The organism is Pseudoscardovia suis, assembly GCF_002797875.1.
Lineage (GTDB): Bacteria > Actinomycetota > Actinomycetes > Actinomycetales > Bifidobacteriaceae > Pseudoscardovia > Pseudoscardovia suis.
On the sequence record NZ_PGFC01000004.1, the window covers coordinates 64282 to 79354 of the forward strand.

The window sequence follows — 15073 nt, forward strand, 5'->3', positions numbered from 1 at the left end:
AGCAGATAGGAATGGCAATGGCACAGGCGCAAAAGACGTATCTCATCGGGCAGATCACCAGCGCTGAGCTTGACGCGCTGTCGGCGCGGCATCCGCAGGGCAACTTCCAGCAGACGTCGAATATGGCTGCGCTCGTGAAGCCCACTGTCAAGGCGGTGGACTTCGTTGGCGTGCGCAAGGCGGCCGATGGAAGCATCGTGGCGGGCTGCATGATCGCTTACACCAAGGGGCATCTGGGCCTTGAAGGCTCCATCTGGGTGGGTCCTTTGTGCGATGAGGATGATACCGAGCTGCTTGCCGCCATGACCCGCGCCATCACGGTCTCCGCGCGCAAGCATCACGCCGTGTCCGTCAGCTGCTGGCCGGGGCAGGTCTACATGCGTCGCACCAGTGACGGCGAGCCTGACGGTGCTGCCGACGATCTGGCGATTGACAACATGAAGCGTCTGGGATGGCGGCATGCCGGCTTCGACCGCGGCTATGGCAGCATCGTGAACCGCTGGGTGTATGTGAAGGACCTGTCCGGCGTCTCGGACGAGAAGGCGTTGCTGAAGTCGTATGACAAGCGCACGCAGTGGAGTGTGAAGCGTGCCTCGTCGATGGGCGTGCATGTGCGCGAGCTGGGCGTGGGCGAGCTGGGCGTGTTCGCGGATATCGAGCGCCAGACGGCCGAGCGTCGTGGTTTCGAGTACCGGGGGGAGGGGTATTTCCGTCGGTTCAAGGAGGCGTTCGGCGGCGCGGCGCATTTCATGGTGGCCGAGATCCATGTGGCCGAGTATGTGGCCGACATGGAGGCGAAGCGTGATGCGCTGCAGGCGAAGGTCGAGGCGCTGCAGGCCAAGCAGGCCCAGCATCCCACCACGAGGACGGAGCGTCAGCTGGGCGAGGAGACCCGCAACCTCGAGGCGGCGCGCAAGCGTCTGGCCGAGGCTGCGGAATATGCGGGGGACGGAGACGTGCTTCCGGCGGCGGCGTCGTTGTTCGTGGAGAATCCGCGCGAGACGGTGTATCTGTTTTCGGGGAGCGTGGAGCGGTACAAGCCGTTTTATGCGTCGGCGTTGATCCAGCACTGGGCCATGCTGCACCTGTGTGTGGAGCGTGGGGTGGGTCGTTATAACTTCTATGGCATTTCCGGTGTGTTCGACGATCCGGATGACGAGGGCCGCGGGGTGCTTGAGTTCAAGCAGGGCTTCAATGGATACGTAGAAGAACTCGTCGGTGAATTCACCCTTCCGGTCAGCCATGTTCGCTTCGCCCTCATGCAGGGTCTTCGCAAGCTGCTGAAGCGGTAGCGGCGACATCAGTAGCGGTGTCTCGACATCGGCATCAGTGGCGGTGTCAGCAGCTCGGTGGCGGTGCCAGAGGCGGCTCAGTAACGGCGTCCATTCGTTGCCGTTGCCGCACTCGCTCGCTCACACCAGCATGTAGATCGCGGTCGTGCACAGAAGCGAAATCACCGCGGTGACCGACAGCGTGAATCCAGCCAGCTGCGCATTGCCCAGCACCTTGTCGGTGAACATCGTGCCGAACACCGTGCTGGGCGACATGCACAGCATCATCACGATTTTGCGTGTCTGCGCGTCAAAGGGCAGCAGGAACCACGCCGCCGCAGCACAGGCGACCTCCACCGCCAGGCGCCAACCAATCACCGAACCGACTTCGCGCACCTCGTGCCAGTCGTGCGGCATCTCCATGAGCATGCCCACCATGAGCATGGAGCAGAAGCTGTTTGCGTTTGCGCCGGGTTGCGTGATCGTCGCCAGCCATTGCGGCAGATTCACATGCGCCAGCATCAGCGCAATCATGACCAGATAGATGTCGAACGGCACCGAAAGAAACAGGCTTTTCACCGAACGCCTGAACGTGGCGCGCCGTTGCAACCGCCGCGCCTGCGGGTCGGTGGGCGGCGTATAGGGGAGCACGGTGACGCCTTTCGCGTGAGCTTGGTCGCTCAGCGGTTTCGTGGGGTCGATGTGCAGCGTGCCCGTGGTGAACACGTTCATGAAGCTGGATATCACGGCGGAATTGCCTATATCGAACATCATGGCGTCCACAACCGCGGCGGGGCCGAAATACGCCTGCGTGACCGGCATGCAGAAATTGCCGGTGTTGAACCCCGTCACATTGAGCATCTGGAAGGCGCGTTCCTCCACCGGCCGACGCCATGTGACCGCATACATGATAACGAGGGGAATGATGCTGCACAGGAACGAGAAGCCGGTGATGATGAGCAGCGATGTGCTGTGGGGGCTTGAAGCGAAACTGTTGATGATTACGCAAGGGATCGTGATGGTGAACACCGCCCGTTGGATGATGCGGTAATCGCGGTCATGGAACCAGCCGGTGCGCTTGAACAGATAGCCGGCGAGAATGATGAGCAGGAACGAAAACGGGGTGATGAGTGCGTTCATGCAGGGTCCTTCGGTGATGTTGAGGCATTGCGGCAAGCGGTTCATGCAGGTACCGGCCAGTCTCAGTCTACGTTGTTGCCGTTTGCATGAAAGCAACTGAGCTGCGTAACAGGTGCCGGATGCACAGGTGCCGGATACACAGGTGACCGATGTATGGCGCGGTGATGCGCGGCGCAAGTGGTGGATGGCGCGGTGATGTAAGATAATCGCGGAAGTTCGAAGCCGTAGGCATAACGAGTGCATCAACGCTGAGGAATTATTGGAGATCCAAGGAGTTTCTGGGAGTTTGCGCTCGGCAAGCAACATGCCGCCGGATGCCTCTGGGAGGGGATTCATGCGCTGTGTCTACCGCACCTTGCGAATGTGGCATCGCGGAGAATCCGGTATCACAGTGGCGCAGTTGATTGCGGCGGTCGTCGTCGGATGCATCATGATGGCGATTTCCGTGCCTGTGTTCATGGGCGTGCAGCGCGCCGCGTGGGACGTGGTGGCGCAGCTGGATGTCAAGCATGCGCAGAACTCCATCACCACCTACATCACCGCATCCGGCGGGGATGTGCCGCCCAGCTTCACGAAATCCGCGAAGCCTTACAAGCGCACCTATGTGCTGGCGGATTTCAAGCACGTGAACGCCATCGCCGACACCTCGGACGTTGAGGTGACCTTGTCGCCGGACGTGTCGCTGTGCTACACGCTCTCCAACACAACGGTGGACAAAAACGGCGTGCCTCTTGCTCCCAGCACGGTCGGCGGCGGGCGCACATGGGGCGCCGATGGGACCGAGACCGTGCAGAATTACCGTATCTACGGCACGAACAAAAACGCCCTTGATCATTTCTATGTCTATGATTCGCGCACAGGCACGGTGACGCGCGAGCCGAACCCCGACCATATTCCCGCCGCGTCGCGCGACACCGAAGGCTCAGTGATCTTTCGCAGCAGTGGCGTGCAGTATGTGAGCAATTACTGCGACATTGACCTGCACTACCATCTCTACGGCATCTGATTCGCGGGCGGCGGTTTGCCAAGGCAAGCACGAATCATCAAGACCCCGATTCCCGAAGCAATCCCGAATCGCAGGGTAATCTCGATCCCAATGGGCACGCCTCCCAATGGGGTGGGGAAGCGCACAGAAGAATAAAAAACACAGAAGAATAAAAAACAGGGCTTCGAGTGAACTCGAAACCCTGTGAAATGGTCGGGCTGGCGGGATTTGAACCCGCGGCCTCTTCGTCCCGAACGAAGCGCGCTACCAAGCTGCGCTACAGCCCGTAAAACCTCGATTCATGATACACGCAATCATCAAGAATGCAAATCGGAGTGTCATCGGTTGCTGAAAACGCGGCAGGCAGGCACGAAGCGTGTCGCCGCGCGCCTCCCTTCACTCACTTTCACGGGGCGGTATGCTTGATGGCAGGAGAGAGCGAGGTGAAATGAAGATTCTGCAAGGAATAAGGCCGCTTACGCTCCCGCTGTCAATCACGCCTGTGCTTATTGGTGGTTTTGCTGCGTTGGAGTCGATCCGTTCTTCACACATACGCTTTGTGAAGGCGCTTTGTGTTTCGGGCGACATGGCGTGTCGGCATACCCATTATGTGCATGAGAAATTGAGTCCCTTCTTCTTTCTTATGTGGGCGTTGTGTCTGGTCGTGGCGTTGTTTTTGCAAATCGCCGCGAATTTCGCCAACGATTATTCCGACGGCATGCGCGGCGTGGACGCATCTCGCGCTGATGGCGCCCAGGCGGCGCCGGATGACGGGGCGCTTGGGCATCATGATCATGACATTCACCTTGCTCCATCCTCTGCTTCACAGTCCGCTTCGGGCCCGTCCCGGCTTGTGGCTTCGGGAACCGACCCCATGCGTGTGCTCATGGCGTCAATAGTGAGCGCGGTATTGGCGTGCGACGCGGGACTTGCCATCGTCATGCTGACTCGCCAATGGTGGCTCATCGCGGTCGGTGCCCTGTGCCTGCTCGCCGGCTGGTTCTACGTCGGCGGCAAACATCCCTATGGCTATCGAGGTCTGGGTGGCGCGGCGGTGTTCGTTTTCTTCGGCTTGGTGGCGACGCTGGGCACGGAGTACGTGCTGGTTTCCCGCATCACGGCGATGGGCGTGTACGGTGCGGTGAGCGCTGGCGCCAGCGCGTGCGTTGTGCTGGGCGTCAACAATATGCGCGACCTGCGCTCGGATGCCGCCGCCGGCAAGCGCACCCTCACGGTGATCCTGGGCAGGCGCGCCGCCTCGGCGCTGATGCTCGGTGAATTGCTGGTGAGCATGGTCGCGTTGTGCGCAGCGGTGATGATACTCAAGTCTCCTCTGGGGATTTGCGGTGCTCTGCTGGCGTTTTCCATCGCGGTCGTGTGCGTCAACGATGCGTGGAACTGCGGCGCCCCCGATGTGTCGGATGACGAATTGGCATCCGTTGTTGATTTTCGTGCGATGTTTCACCATGCCATTGGTTTTTCGGTGGCACTGACCATCGGTTATGCCCTGTGCATCACCATATTGTGACGAATGTTGCATTTCATGGATGCAATACGCTGAATTGAGCGTGTTTTTCTCGTGGGATAATGCGGCTTCTCGTCTCATTGCTCAGGTAGACTCGGCTGTATGACATACAAACTCGTACTGCTCAGGCATGGCCAGAGCGCATGGAACAAGACAAACCAGTTCACTGGTTGGGTTGACGTCCCGCTGACCGAACAGGGCCGCGAGGAAGCCAAGCGCGGCGGCCAGCTGCTCAAGGAGAAGAACGTCCTGCCGGACATCGTCTTCACCTCTCTGCTGCGCCGTGCCATCAACACCGCCAACATCGCACTCGACGAAGCCGATCGCCTGTGGATCCCCGTCAAGCGCAGCTGGCGCCTCAACGAGCGTCATTACGGCGCTCTTCAGGGCAAGAACAAGACCGAAATCCGCGAAAAGTACGGCGACGAGAAGTTCATGATCTGGCGTCGTTCCTACGGCACCCCGCCGCCGGACATCGATCCGAACGATGAGTACGCTCAGAACCACGATCCGCGTTACGCCGGCGATCCGGTGCCGGAAGCCGAGGCTCTCGCCAACGTCGTTGAGCGCGTGACCCCGTACTGGGAGTCCGAGATCATTCCCGAGCTCAAGTCCGGCAAGACCGTCCTCATCGCTGCACACGGCAACTCCCTGCGTGCAATCGTGAAGATGCTTGACAACCTCTCCGAAGAAGAGATCGCCAAGGTCAACATTCCTACCGCCATCCCGCTGCTGTATGAGCTTGACGAGAACTTCAAGCCGATCAAGCCGCGCGGCGAGTACCTCGATCCTGAAGCTGCCGCCGCTGGTGCTGCCGCGGTTGCCGCTCAGGGCCAGAAGTGAGCCGAGCCCATTAGCGGTTCAGCCTCAGAGCGGGTTCAGCCCGCTGGCATGTGAAGCGCTGGTGCCGTCAGTCCTTGTGCTGACAGCACCAGCGCTTTGTTTATGCCGGATGATTGCCTGGGGTGACGACGGTAGACAAAACGGATATAGAAACACTTGTGGGGTGACGGAATAACCGTCACCCCACAAGGATGGCTTCACAATTTGGATGTGATAATCAGCTGGATTTATTCGTCCAGCCCGCCGGCAAGCAGCGGCGTCGGATCCTTGGACGGATCGAAGCCGGAGACCATGTAGACAATGCGGCGGGCGACGCCAACAGCGTGATCGCCGATGCGCTCGTAGAAGCGTGCGATGAGCACGGCATCAATCGTCTGCTGCTGCGTGCCCTTCCAATCCTCGCCATTGATGATGCTGAACGTCTGGGTGTGCAGTTCGTCAAGTTTGTTGTCGTTGACGATGAGCTTTTCAGCGCGATCTTCGTCGCGGTTCTGCAAGATGGAAATGATCTCGCCGGCAGTATGGGAATCGAAGTCCTGCATTTTCTCGAACAGGTCGCGGATGGCGGGGTTCACTGCGGAATCAGGATAAGCGCGGCGCGCGGTTTCGGCGATGTGGCGCGCGAGGTCGCCCATGCGCTCGAACGTGGAAGCGATGCGCAGCGTGGAGACGACGATGCGCAGATCCGTGGCGACAGGGCTTTGCTTCGCGAGCATCTGCACGCACTGGTCGATGATGCTGGCCTCAAGCCCGTCGATCTTCAGGTCGCCGTCGATGACGCTTTGGGCGGCGTCGATGTCATTGTCAAGCAGAGCCTTGCCGGCCCCGTCAATCGCAGCCTTGACCGCAGCTGCCATCGTATCGAGGTCGTCCGCAATCTGCTTCATTTCCTCGTTAAAAAGTACGCGCATGGGAAGCAAACCTTTCGTATTTTTTGTCCGTTCCTATTGTACGGAACGGCCATCGCCAATGCACAACGGAAAATGAATGGACGGCAAATTTATTGCCTTGATGATGCGGCTTGTGAACATCTTCGTCTGAAAATGGTGGCGAACACAATCTTGTGCAAAGATGAATTCGATGCAAACTTTCGAAGTACTGGACATAATCTTGCTCATCGGGTGTGTTGCACTTGCGGTGGCGCTTGCCGTGACCTCAGGAAGGCTGCGCTCCGCCCGCCTCGCTCGGCAGCACAACGACAACGCCTTGCACACCGACACCCAGCATGTGCTTGCCGCATTGGATTCCGAGGCGATCGTGGTAGGTGCTGACGACAGTGTGGTTCAGGCAGCGCCTGCGACATACCGTCTGGGACTGGTGCGCGATGACGCGATAGCGGATGAGCGTTTGCGCGAGCAGATCATGGAAACGCGGCGTACGGGGCAAGTCCACAGCTTCGAATTGATCACACAGACCGCCCAAGACTATGCGATGAGGGGCTTGACCCCGGGGGAGCGGCTTGCGCGCGAGCAGGATGCGGCTTCCCGGGATGCGTCTTCAGCAGCCACGGGTGCTGCGCCTGCAATGACCGTCTCGGATGCCGTGAACTCCGCTGCGGATGCGCACCGCAACAGCCAGTCGATGCGCAATGGCGGGCAAGGCAAGAGATTCTCATCCACCCCGCGCAAGAACTGGCTGCGCATCACGGTGGTGCCGGTCAGCGATCAGTTGATCGTGGTGCTTGTCACCGACGACAGCGACAGGCATCGCTTCGAGCAATTGCGGGATGATTTCGTGAGCAACGTGACCACGCAGCTGGACGAACCTGCGCAGGCGTTGGAGCAGCTGGGCGAAAGCCTGAGCAATCCGGATGTGAATGCGCGCGACGTCCAATCCCAAGCGGAACAGGTCACGGCGCAGGCAAAATACCTGCGTCATCTGGTTTCCGACCTGATAATCCTGCTCAAGGCCCAAGGCAGCGGGTCAGTGAAAGAGTCTCCCGTGCTCAATCTTGAGGATGTGGCACGCGATGTGGTGGCGGAAGAGCAGCCTCGCGCGGATGCGGCGCATGTGACGCTGGAGTTCAAACACTCGGCGGATCCGCAGCTCGTGCATGGCAACGCCGACCAGTTGCATGCTGCAATCGCCAAGTTGGTGGAGAACGCCATTGAATTTTCGCCCGACCGCTCCCATGTGAGCATCGCCGTCGAACCGGACGAAACGGGGGACTACACGCAGGTGCGCGTCGTCGACAATGGCCCTGGCGTCCCGGCGGCGGACCAAGACAAGATTTTCCAGCGGTTTTACCGTGGCAAGACGCAGCAGCGCGTGCACGGCGGGGAGGACGGCACCGGTTTGGGGCTGTCAATCGTCAAGCATGTGGCGCTCACCCATCAAGGCCGCGTGGATGTGTGGAGCAAGCCCGGCAGTGGCAGCACATTCACAATCGTGCTGCCCAAGGCTACAGATGGTGAGTACGACCAGGTCGCCTGAACTCAGCGTCGTGCGTTGCCGGTGCTGCGGGCGTCGTGCGCGTTGTTGATGCTAGTGGAATTGACAGCGGAATCGACAGAGGAATCGTTGGCTGCGGAATCACCGGCAGCGGAAGTGACAGCGGTAGCGGAATCGACCCCAGCATCATCACTGGCATCGGTGGCGGAATCATCATCATCGCCGAGCAGCCGGTAGATGCGCCGTTCGTTGTGCTCCCAGATGAGCAGACCCAATCCAACCACCACGCCAATCACGCAGGTGATGGTTTCGCGCAGTGGCATGATGCCGGCGATGTTGCATATGATGCACACCACTCCTGCCACGCCCCACAGCACCGTGCCGCCAAGGAACAGGGGAAACAGGTCAACATGCACAGGGGGCGGACCCGGTTTTCGCGCTGTCGGATCCCAGATTGGTGCAAGTTTCATGCTTCATACCTTACATCGTGCTGGACGATGGTTCGCGATGGCCTTGGCACAATGCCCGGGCATTGACGGCTGTGGCGCGGTATGGTTGTTGGGTTACATGAAACGCCGGCGTGAGGTAAGGCAATCCTCGCAACGGCGGAGCGCACCGCTCTATGTCTCTATGTCGTCTCTATGTCGCCAGTGACCGGAAGGAGGAACCGTGTTTCCGATCCAGCCTGTTCCCAAGACGTATTCGTGGGGGTCAGACCATCGGCTCCAGGACATTTTCGGCATAGAATGCCCCGGGCCGCTTGCGGAAATGTGGTTCAGCGGCCATCCCGCCTCACCGTCGCCGGTGGACATGGACGGCGACCGCATGGCGCTCGACGAAGCGATACGCCGCGCCCCTGAACTCATGGTGGGCACCGATGCGTCGGAGACGTGGGGGCCGGTGCTGCCGTACCTGTTCAAGATCATCTCGGCCCGCATCCCGCTGTCGTTGCAAGTGCATCCTGTGGATTTTGAGGCGCGGGCAGGCTACAACCGCGAGAACGCGGCGGGGATTCCCGTGGATTCCCCCATCCGGTCGTTCAAGGACTCCATTGCCAAGCATGAGATGGTGGTGGCGTTGGAACGCTTCGAGGCGTCCGTGGGGTTTGCGCCGCGTCCCATTGAACTGGCGGCGTTGCGTGCGATTGACCATCCGTTGGCGCAGGCAATGGCACGTGAATTGGCAGGCAAACAGCCCCTCGATGCGCATGGTCTGAAAACGCGGTATTCCGATGCCCCGGCGACCGCAGTGGCACGAGTCGGTGATTTTTCGTACACCACCGATCGCGTCAATGCGTCTGATTCGGCCAATGGTGCCGTGCTTGCGGCTTCTGCCGGCAGCGATGGAATCGATGCCGATATGCCTGCCGCGGCGAAAGTGTGGGGGCATACGCAGCGACGCATTTTCCGTGCATTCCGCATGGCCGCCACCGCTCCGCGCGAAGCGGCGCAAGGGCTGGGCGAGGCGTTGGAATCAGCATGCCGCACGTGCAAGGGGCGCAGGTCGTCGAAAATCGTGCAGCATGCCACCATGGCTGCGCGCGCATTCCCGGGCGACCCCAGCGTGCTGTGCGTGGCGATGCTCAATCCCGTCAGTCTCGAACGAGGCGAATCCGTGTTCATTCCCGCCGGCACACCGCATTGTTACCTGCAGGGCACGGGCGCCGAAATCATGACCAATTCCGACAATGTGCTGCGCGCCGGCATGACGCCCAAGCACAAGGACATTCCCAACCTTCTGCGCAACCTTGACTGCAACCCCGCGCCGCCCATCGACCCCACGTCGCGCACGCTCCATGCGCTGTTTACCCCCAACCTTGCGGTTTACCGGCCCAAGCTCAGTGAATTCATGCTCTCATACGGTCATGTGGGCACTGATGATGACAGCGGCAGATGGGACAAGATGGCGCAGCGCCAGCGCTCCACGATCACCGATTACGCGCAGAGCATCGCGCCTTCCGCTGCGATTCCCGCGGTCGCCGGGCCGCGTGTGCTCGTGTGCATCGAAGGCGAAGTGCAATGCACCAGCAGCACGCAAAGCGTCGTGGTGCACAAGGGGGAGGCGTCGTTCATTCCCGCGTCGGACGGGCGTGCGCAAGTGACTTCGGTGAATGGCAAGCATGGCGTGTATTTGCTGGCGTCCACCGGCCTGTGACAACGGCCTGTGACAACGGCCTGTGACAACGGCCTGTGACGGCGGGCTGTGACGGCGGGCTGTGACGGCGGCCTGTCGAGAATATGACGGTGGGCTTCCAGGGGGGGTACGCGCACCCCAGGCTCACCGTCGGCGGTACCACGGGCAATTCTCAGACAACGCACCCATACAAAGAATCCCCTGTGGGAATGATTCCCGCAGGGGATTTTCATCTTGTCGTGTGCGACGAGGCGTTACGCCTGCGCCTTCATCTCTTTGACGACGTAATCGATGCAATGCGTCAGCGCTTCCACATCGGCGGGGTCAACGGACGGGAACACGCCAATGCGCAGCTGGTTGAGGCCAAGCGCGCGGTAGCCGTTGCAATCGACGATGCCGTTGGCGCGCAGGTGACCGAGCACTTCGGACGCAGGCACGTCGTCATCCAGATTCACTGTCACAACGCACGTGGAACGCGCCGGGCCTTCCGGCACGAACGGTGTGGCGTAATCGCTGGCATTGGCCCACGAATACAGGATGTTGGACGACTGGCGGGAACGCGCCACCGCCCAGTCCAGACCGCCATTGGCGTTGATCCACTTGAGCTGTTCGTTCATGAGGATGAGCGTGGCGATGGCAGGCGTGTTGAGCGTCTGGTTCTTGCGGGAGTTCTTGATGGCTTTCGTCAGCGACAGCATGGCGGGCACCCAGCGGGTCGCGCCGTCAAGCGTGGCGGAGTTTTCGACCGCCTCGGCGCGTGCGATTGCCGCGGGGGAGAGGATTGCCACCCACAGGCCGCCTTCAGCGCCCATCGCCTTCTGCGGGGAGAAGAAATACGCGTCGGTCTGGCTGATGTCCACCGGAAGGGCGCCGGCGCAGCTCGTCGCGTCGATGATGGTGAGGGCGCCTGCCTCCTTGCTGCCGGGCACGCGGGTCACCGGGCACATCACGCCGGTGGATGTCTCGTTGTGCGGCCAGCAGTATGCGTCCACGCCTTCGGTGAATTCCGGCACGGCCGCCTCGCCATAATCCTTGCGGAAGATCACGGGCTCCTCAAGGAACGGCGCGTCCTGCGCTTCCTTGGCGAATTTCTCGGAGAACGAACCGCAGACGCCGAATGCCGCCTTGCGTTCGATCAAGCACGCGCAGGCGATGTCGAAGAACTGCGATGCGCCGCCGTTGCCCAGCACCACTTCGTAGCCTTCAGGCAGGTTGAACAGCGCTGCCAGTTCGCGGCGGATGGATGCGACGATATCCTTGACCCCGTCCTGACGGTGGGACGTACCCAGGGGAGAGCGCCACGACTGGTAAAGCACGGTGGCTTGGTCTTCGCGGATGCGGCTGGGGCCGGATCCGAATCGCCCATCTCGAGGAAGCAGATTCTGTGGAATCGTCACTGTAGTAGTCATGCCCTCCACAATAGTGTGGGGCGTGCATTAGCGGCAGGCGGCGTCCGAAAGGCATGCGCCTAGTTCGAAACGCCGTGGGTGCGGCATTCGATGCCGGAATGTGCTTTGGATGAGACGGCGATATGCCGTCTTCAGGTTCTTTTATGGTAAAGGGGATACTGTTCATTTATTCATCCTCAGAGGCGAATGCCTCAAGTCCGCGATGTAGATTTCTGCGCGAAGCAGAATTTGCAGGCGATTGCCGGTTTCCGGCGGGAATTGTTACGGAATGTGCGTCGGGTGCCCAATGCCTTCCTCCCATGGTTTCGGTGGTATGGTCAACCCGCGGTCAATCAACGATAGGAGTGCGTAGCTATGCGACATGCCCAGCATGCGGCGATTCATGCGTGGAGAGATTCCTCGCGTGAACCGCAGGCATATGACGACGGCGAACCGACGCCGCGTCATGGCGGAAGGCACGTCGCGGTTTCGCATGCCGAGGCACGCCATGCCCAGCATGGCTTGGTTCCTGTTGTTGCGAAATCAGCACTGTCGAATGCGACATCCCGTGGCAAGGATTCCAACGCCACCGTGTCCGTCGTGGACGTGCGCACCATGCTCCTTCATGAGCTCAACACGCCTCCCACCACGCGTCGCGCAATCCGTCAGCGCAAGCAGCGCGAGGCGCGCAAGGCAAACATCATGTTCGCAGGCGTCGTCACAGTGCTTTTGGGCACGACCGGATCGCTGTGCGTGGCAAGCGCTGCCGGTGCCTTCCCCCGCCTCCCCCAATCCGTCGCCGCCACTCAGAGCGTGACGCTGACCGATGGTTCGCTGTCGTCTGATTCCGACAACCTCAGCTCCCGTTCCGACCGCACGGCATCCGTGGACACATCGTCGTCCGGCAGCTGGGATGGCGAGGAATCGCTGGGGCAGCTCAAGGTCAACACGCTGTCATCCCGCACGGTGATTCTTCCTGCCGGCACTCAGATTGCGGATGGCATCTGGAAGAACTCCGAACTGTATCTCGCGGACGCTCAAGACGTTGACGTGCCGGATTCCATTGATCATCAGACAGGCGACACGGGCAACACATACCCATACGGCCAGTGCACATGGTGGGCGTATGAACGCCGCCACCAGCTGGGACTGCCCGTCGGTTCGAATTTCGGCGATGCCAGGAACTGGGCTGCTGCCGCACAGGCGCTGGGCTATTCCGTCGACAACACGCCGCGCGTGGGTGACGTCGTCGTGTTCGCCCCCGGCCAGGCGGGTGCCAGCAGCGTATATGGCCATGTGGCGGTTGTCGAGGCCGTCGTGGACGACAAGATCGTCGTTTCGGAAGGCAATTCAGGTGGCGCGCTGGGGCAGGCGACGAGCCGCACGCTGGCAAACGCGCAGAACTTCACCTATATCCACTACTGATTTCTTCGCCGGTTCTTTGCTGTTTTTGGCGCGTTGACTTACCTACACGTAGCTTCGTGGGGTAAAGTGGGGAATTGACGGTAGCAACGAAGCGCCGTGAAGGCTTGCGGTGCGTCTAAGCCGCGCATCGCTCGGAGTACGAATGAAGTACTAGGTAAGGAGCAGCCATGACTACCAAAAACGACAAGGCGATTCTTGTGGGTGTCGATGGATCGGACGCGAGCTTCAAGGCAACGTGGTGGGCGGCAAACTATGCCAAGCATGCCGGCCTTACCCTGCAGATTGTCTGCGCATATTCTCTGCCCAGTTACGCGGCGGTGTCTTTCGACGCCACGTACACCGCGATGGGTGATGACGCCGTCGCGCACTCGGACGCCGAAGAGATCCTGTCCAAGGCGAAGGCCATCGCCGACCAGCAGGGCGTGAGCGCCGAGACCCTCATCGTGACCGGCGACCCCAGCTCCGTCTTCGTGGAACTGAGCCGCAACTACAATCTCATCGTCATCGGCAACCGTGGCAAAGGTGGCTTGGCGGAACGCCTGCTGGGCACCACGAGCTCCAGCCTGCCGGCATACGCATACTGCCCGATCGTTGTGGTGCCTTACACCGACGACGACGGCACCGTCATGCACCTGAGCAACACGATTACGCGTGTTGCGGTCGGCTCTGACGAATCCAAGTGGGGACTGAAGGCGCTGGAGATCGCCGCCGCCTTCGCGCACGCGTGGGGCGCCAAGCTCACCGTTATCTCCGCAGTGCCGGCGCTGCGCAACGGACGGACCGAGGAAGGCGTGCTCGACTCCTACAAGGATGACCTCGACACGCGCCTTGAGCCGATTGTGAAGCAATACCCTGAGCTTGAAATCGACAAGTCGGTGGTGCCCGGCTCCGCCGTGGACGCCCTGACTGCGGCGAGCAAGGAAAACGATGTCGTGGTCGTCGGCTCGCGTGGCCGTGGTGGATTCACCGGTCTGCTGCTGGGGTCGATCAGCCAGGGCCTGCTGCAACACTCCGTGTCGCCGGTCTACGTGGTGCCGCGCAAGTATGTGGAGGCGGCCGAAACCGAGCTCGCCAAGGTGCCGGCGTCGCCGGCGGATGTGCCCACCGTGCCCGTCGAGAAGATCGAAGGCGTGGAGCCTGTGGCGGTTCCGACCGCAGGCGAGAGCGTCGCCGAGCAGGTTTCCGAGAAGATTGACCCCGAGCACTGAGTGTTGAGTGGCACTGAGCGCTGAGCCTCGTTGACAGCGCTGGGCGTTGACGGGCGCTCTGCGCCGGCGTCGCTCATCAAGTGTCTGGAGTTGCAAGCCGGGCGCGCGAACCTGTGCGCATGAACCCATGCGTGGATGAATTCCGCATCATCCGCGCATGGGTTCATGTCGTTTCGGCTATGCTTGCAGTGTCCGATATGACTGGGCGAGGATTCGCCCGCGCTGGCATCCCCATCGCCGATGCCGGCACATCTGTGTATCTGTAAGGAGTGTCATGGCACGTCTGTGGGTTGAGAAAAACAAGGATGGTTCCTGGGATGCGTTCTCGGATGACGGCGCACACATCAAGTTCGGCCGCAGCAAGGACCGTGGCGTGTTTTCTCCCGGTGACCTGACGAAGATCGCGCTCGCTGGATGCGCGGCGCTTTCCAGCGAAATGGCGGTCACGAGCGCTTTGGGTGACGGCAAGAGCGCCAAGATCGTGGTCGACGGCACCTATGATCGCGATGCGGATGCCTACACATCCTATGAAGAGCAGATCGTGGTGGACGCCACCGAGGCGGGGCTTTCCGAAGAGGATGCCAAGAAGCTCGCCGAGCGCATCCGCCGTCACATTGAAAGCGGCTGCACCGTCATGCACACCTACGCGCATGAGACGCCGGTGCGCATGGATGTCGACATCCGCCGATAGCGCAATTCCCTGTATTGCGGCGCGCCACGGGCAGTGCGGTGTCGGGCTTGATGAAGCCCCGACGCCTGGCACT

13 protein-coding genes and 1 tRNA gene are annotated in these 15073 nt (G+C 60.8%); 9 read left to right on the forward strand and 5 right to left on the reverse strand.

Going from position 1 to position 15073, the window contains the following annotated elements; translation table 11 throughout:
- Positions 1 to 17 precede the first annotated feature (17 nt).
- Positions 18 to 1292 (forward strand): aminoacyltransferase, encoded by a 1275-nt coding sequence (locus CLV65_RS05725; RefSeq protein ID WP_094691419.1) that lies wholly within the window; start codon positions 18 to 20, stop codon positions 1290 to 1292.
- A 120-nt stretch (positions 1293 to 1412) separates the two neighbouring features.
- Here CLV65_RS05725 and CLV65_RS05730 read toward each other — a convergent pair whose 3' ends face one another.
- Complete coding sequence (locus CLV65_RS05730; RefSeq protein WP_094691470.1) at positions 1413 to 2411, reverse strand: AEC family transporter; 999 nt, start codon at positions 2409 to 2411, stop codon at positions 1413 to 1415.
- Positions 2412 to 2802: 391 nt separating this feature from the next.
- On the opposite strand from CLV65_RS05730, the gene CLV65_RS05735 reads away from it, so the two are divergent.
- Positions 2803 to 3417 (forward strand): hypothetical protein, encoded by a 615-nt coding sequence (locus CLV65_RS05735; protein ID WP_144441889.1) that lies wholly within the window; start codon positions 2803 to 2805, stop codon positions 3415 to 3417.
- Positions 3418 to 3606: 189 nt separating this feature from the next.
- Here the strand turns inward: CLV65_RS05735 and CLV65_RS05740 are convergent.
- Positions 3607 to 3683: transfer RNA gene (locus CLV65_RS05740), tRNA-Pro, on the reverse strand.
- 299 nt (positions 3684 to 3982) lie between these two features.
- Between CLV65_RS05740 and menA the strand changes: the two genes are divergently transcribed.
- Together menA and CLV65_RS05750 are read left to right on the forward strand one after the other, a co-directional pair.
- Positions 3983 to 4924: a 1,4-dihydroxy-2-naphthoate octaprenyltransferase gene (gene menA / locus CLV65_RS05745; protein WP_157847230.1), complete on the forward strand. Its 942-nt coding sequence runs from the start codon at positions 3983 to 3985 to the stop codon at positions 4922 to 4924.
- 99 nt (positions 4925 to 5023) lie between these two features.
- Positions 5024 to 5764, forward strand: a complete 741-nt coding sequence (locus CLV65_RS05750) for a phosphoglyceromutase (protein ID WP_094691422.1) — start codon at positions 5024 to 5026, stop codon at positions 5762 to 5764.
- 227 nt (positions 5765 to 5991) lie between these two features.
- On the opposite strand, the gene phoU is transcribed toward CLV65_RS05750, so the two are convergent.
- Positions 5992 to 6675 carry a phosphate signaling complex protein PhoU gene (gene phoU / locus CLV65_RS05755; RefSeq protein ID WP_094691423.1) on the reverse strand — a complete coding sequence of 228 codons (684 nt, stop codon included), beginning with the start codon at positions 6673 to 6675 and terminating at the stop codon, positions 5992 to 5994.
- Between the two features lie 238 nt (positions 6676 to 6913).
- Between phoU and CLV65_RS05760 the strand changes: the two genes are divergently transcribed.
- A complete protein-coding gene (locus CLV65_RS05760; protein WP_157847231.1) occupies positions 6914 to 8197 on the forward strand; it encodes a sensor histidine kinase in 1284 nt (427 codons plus the stop codon).
- A 2-nt stretch (positions 8198 to 8199) separates the two neighbouring features.
- Here the strand turns inward: CLV65_RS05760 and CLV65_RS09035 are convergent, their stop codons facing one another.
- On the reverse strand, positions 8200 to 8625 hold the full coding sequence (locus CLV65_RS09035; RefSeq protein WP_244569156.1) for a hypothetical protein: 426 nt from the start codon (positions 8623 to 8625) through the stop codon (positions 8200 to 8202).
- A gap of 199 nt (positions 8626 to 8824) precedes the next feature.
- Here CLV65_RS09035 and manA point away from each other — a divergent pair, with 199 nt between their 5' ends.
- Entirely contained in the window at positions 8825 to 10309 is a 1485-nt protein-coding gene (gene manA, locus CLV65_RS05770) for a mannose-6-phosphate isomerase, class I (RefSeq protein ID WP_094691425.1), read from the forward strand.
- A gap of 233 nt (positions 10310 to 10542) precedes the next feature.
- Here the strand turns inward: manA and serC are convergent, their stop codons facing one another.
- Positions 10543 to 11697, reverse strand: coding sequence for a phosphoserine transaminase (gene serC, locus CLV65_RS05775; RefSeq protein WP_094691426.1), 1155 nt, complete (start codon positions 11695 to 11697; stop codon positions 10543 to 10545).
- Between the two features lie 354 nt (positions 11698 to 12051).
- Between serC and CLV65_RS05780 the strand changes: the two genes are divergently transcribed.
- The 3 genes from CLV65_RS05780 to CLV65_RS05790 all read left to right on the forward strand — a co-directional run bounded on the left by CLV65_RS05780 (position 12052) and on the right by CLV65_RS05790 (position 15000).
- On the forward strand, positions 12052 to 13101 hold the full coding sequence (locus tag CLV65_RS05780) for a CHAP domain-containing protein (RefSeq protein WP_094691427.1): 1050 nt from the start codon (positions 12052 to 12054) through the stop codon (positions 13099 to 13101).
- A 167-nt stretch (positions 13102 to 13268) separates the two neighbouring features.
- Entirely contained in the window at positions 13269 to 14309 is a 1041-nt protein-coding gene (locus CLV65_RS05785) for a universal stress protein (RefSeq protein ID WP_094691428.1), read from the forward strand.
- 274 nt (positions 14310 to 14583) lie between these two features.
- A complete protein-coding gene (locus tag CLV65_RS05790) occupies positions 14584 to 15000 on the forward strand; it encodes an OsmC family protein (RefSeq protein ID WP_094691429.1) in 417 nt (138 codons plus the stop codon).
- The last annotated feature ends 73 nt before the right edge of the window (positions 15001 to 15073 follow it).

Excerpts from the sequence above, each read along its gene's own strand:
- CLV65_RS05725 (WP_094691419.1), top strand. The coding sequence starts at position 18 with ATGGCACAGGCGCAAAAGACGTATCTCATCGGGCAGATCACCAGCGCT.
- CLV65_RS05730 (WP_094691470.1), bottom strand. The coding sequence starts at position 2,411 with ATGAACGCACTCATCACCCCGTTTTCGTTCCTGCTCATCATTCTCGCC.
- menA (WP_157847230.1), top strand. The coding sequence starts at position 3,983 with ATGGCGTGTCGGCATACCCATTATGTGCATGAGAAATTGAGTCCCTTC.
- CLV65_RS05750 (WP_094691422.1), top strand. The coding sequence starts at position 5,024 with ATGACATACAAACTCGTACTGCTCAGGCATGGCCAGAGCGCATGGAAC.
- phoU (WP_094691423.1), bottom strand. The coding sequence starts at position 6,675 with ATGCGCGTACTTTTTAACGAGGAAATGAAGCAGATTGCGGACGACCTC.
- CLV65_RS09035 (WP_244569156.1), bottom strand. The coding sequence starts at position 8,625 with ATGAAACTTGCACCAATCTGGGATCCGACAGCGCGAAAACCGGGTCCG.
- serC (WP_094691426.1), bottom strand. The coding sequence starts at position 11,697 with ATGACTACTACAGTGACGATTCCACAGAATCTGCTTCCTCGAGATGGG.
- CLV65_RS05780 (WP_094691427.1), top strand. The coding sequence starts at position 12,052 with ATGCGACATGCCCAGCATGCGGCGATTCATGCGTGGAGAGATTCCTCG.
- CLV65_RS05785 (WP_094691428.1), top strand. The coding sequence starts at position 13,269 with ATGACTACCAAAAACGACAAGGCGATTCTTGTGGGTGTCGATGGATCG.
- CLV65_RS05790 (WP_094691429.1), top strand. The coding sequence starts at position 14,584 with ATGGCACGTCTGTGGGTTGAGAAAAACAAGGATGGTTCCTGGGATGCG.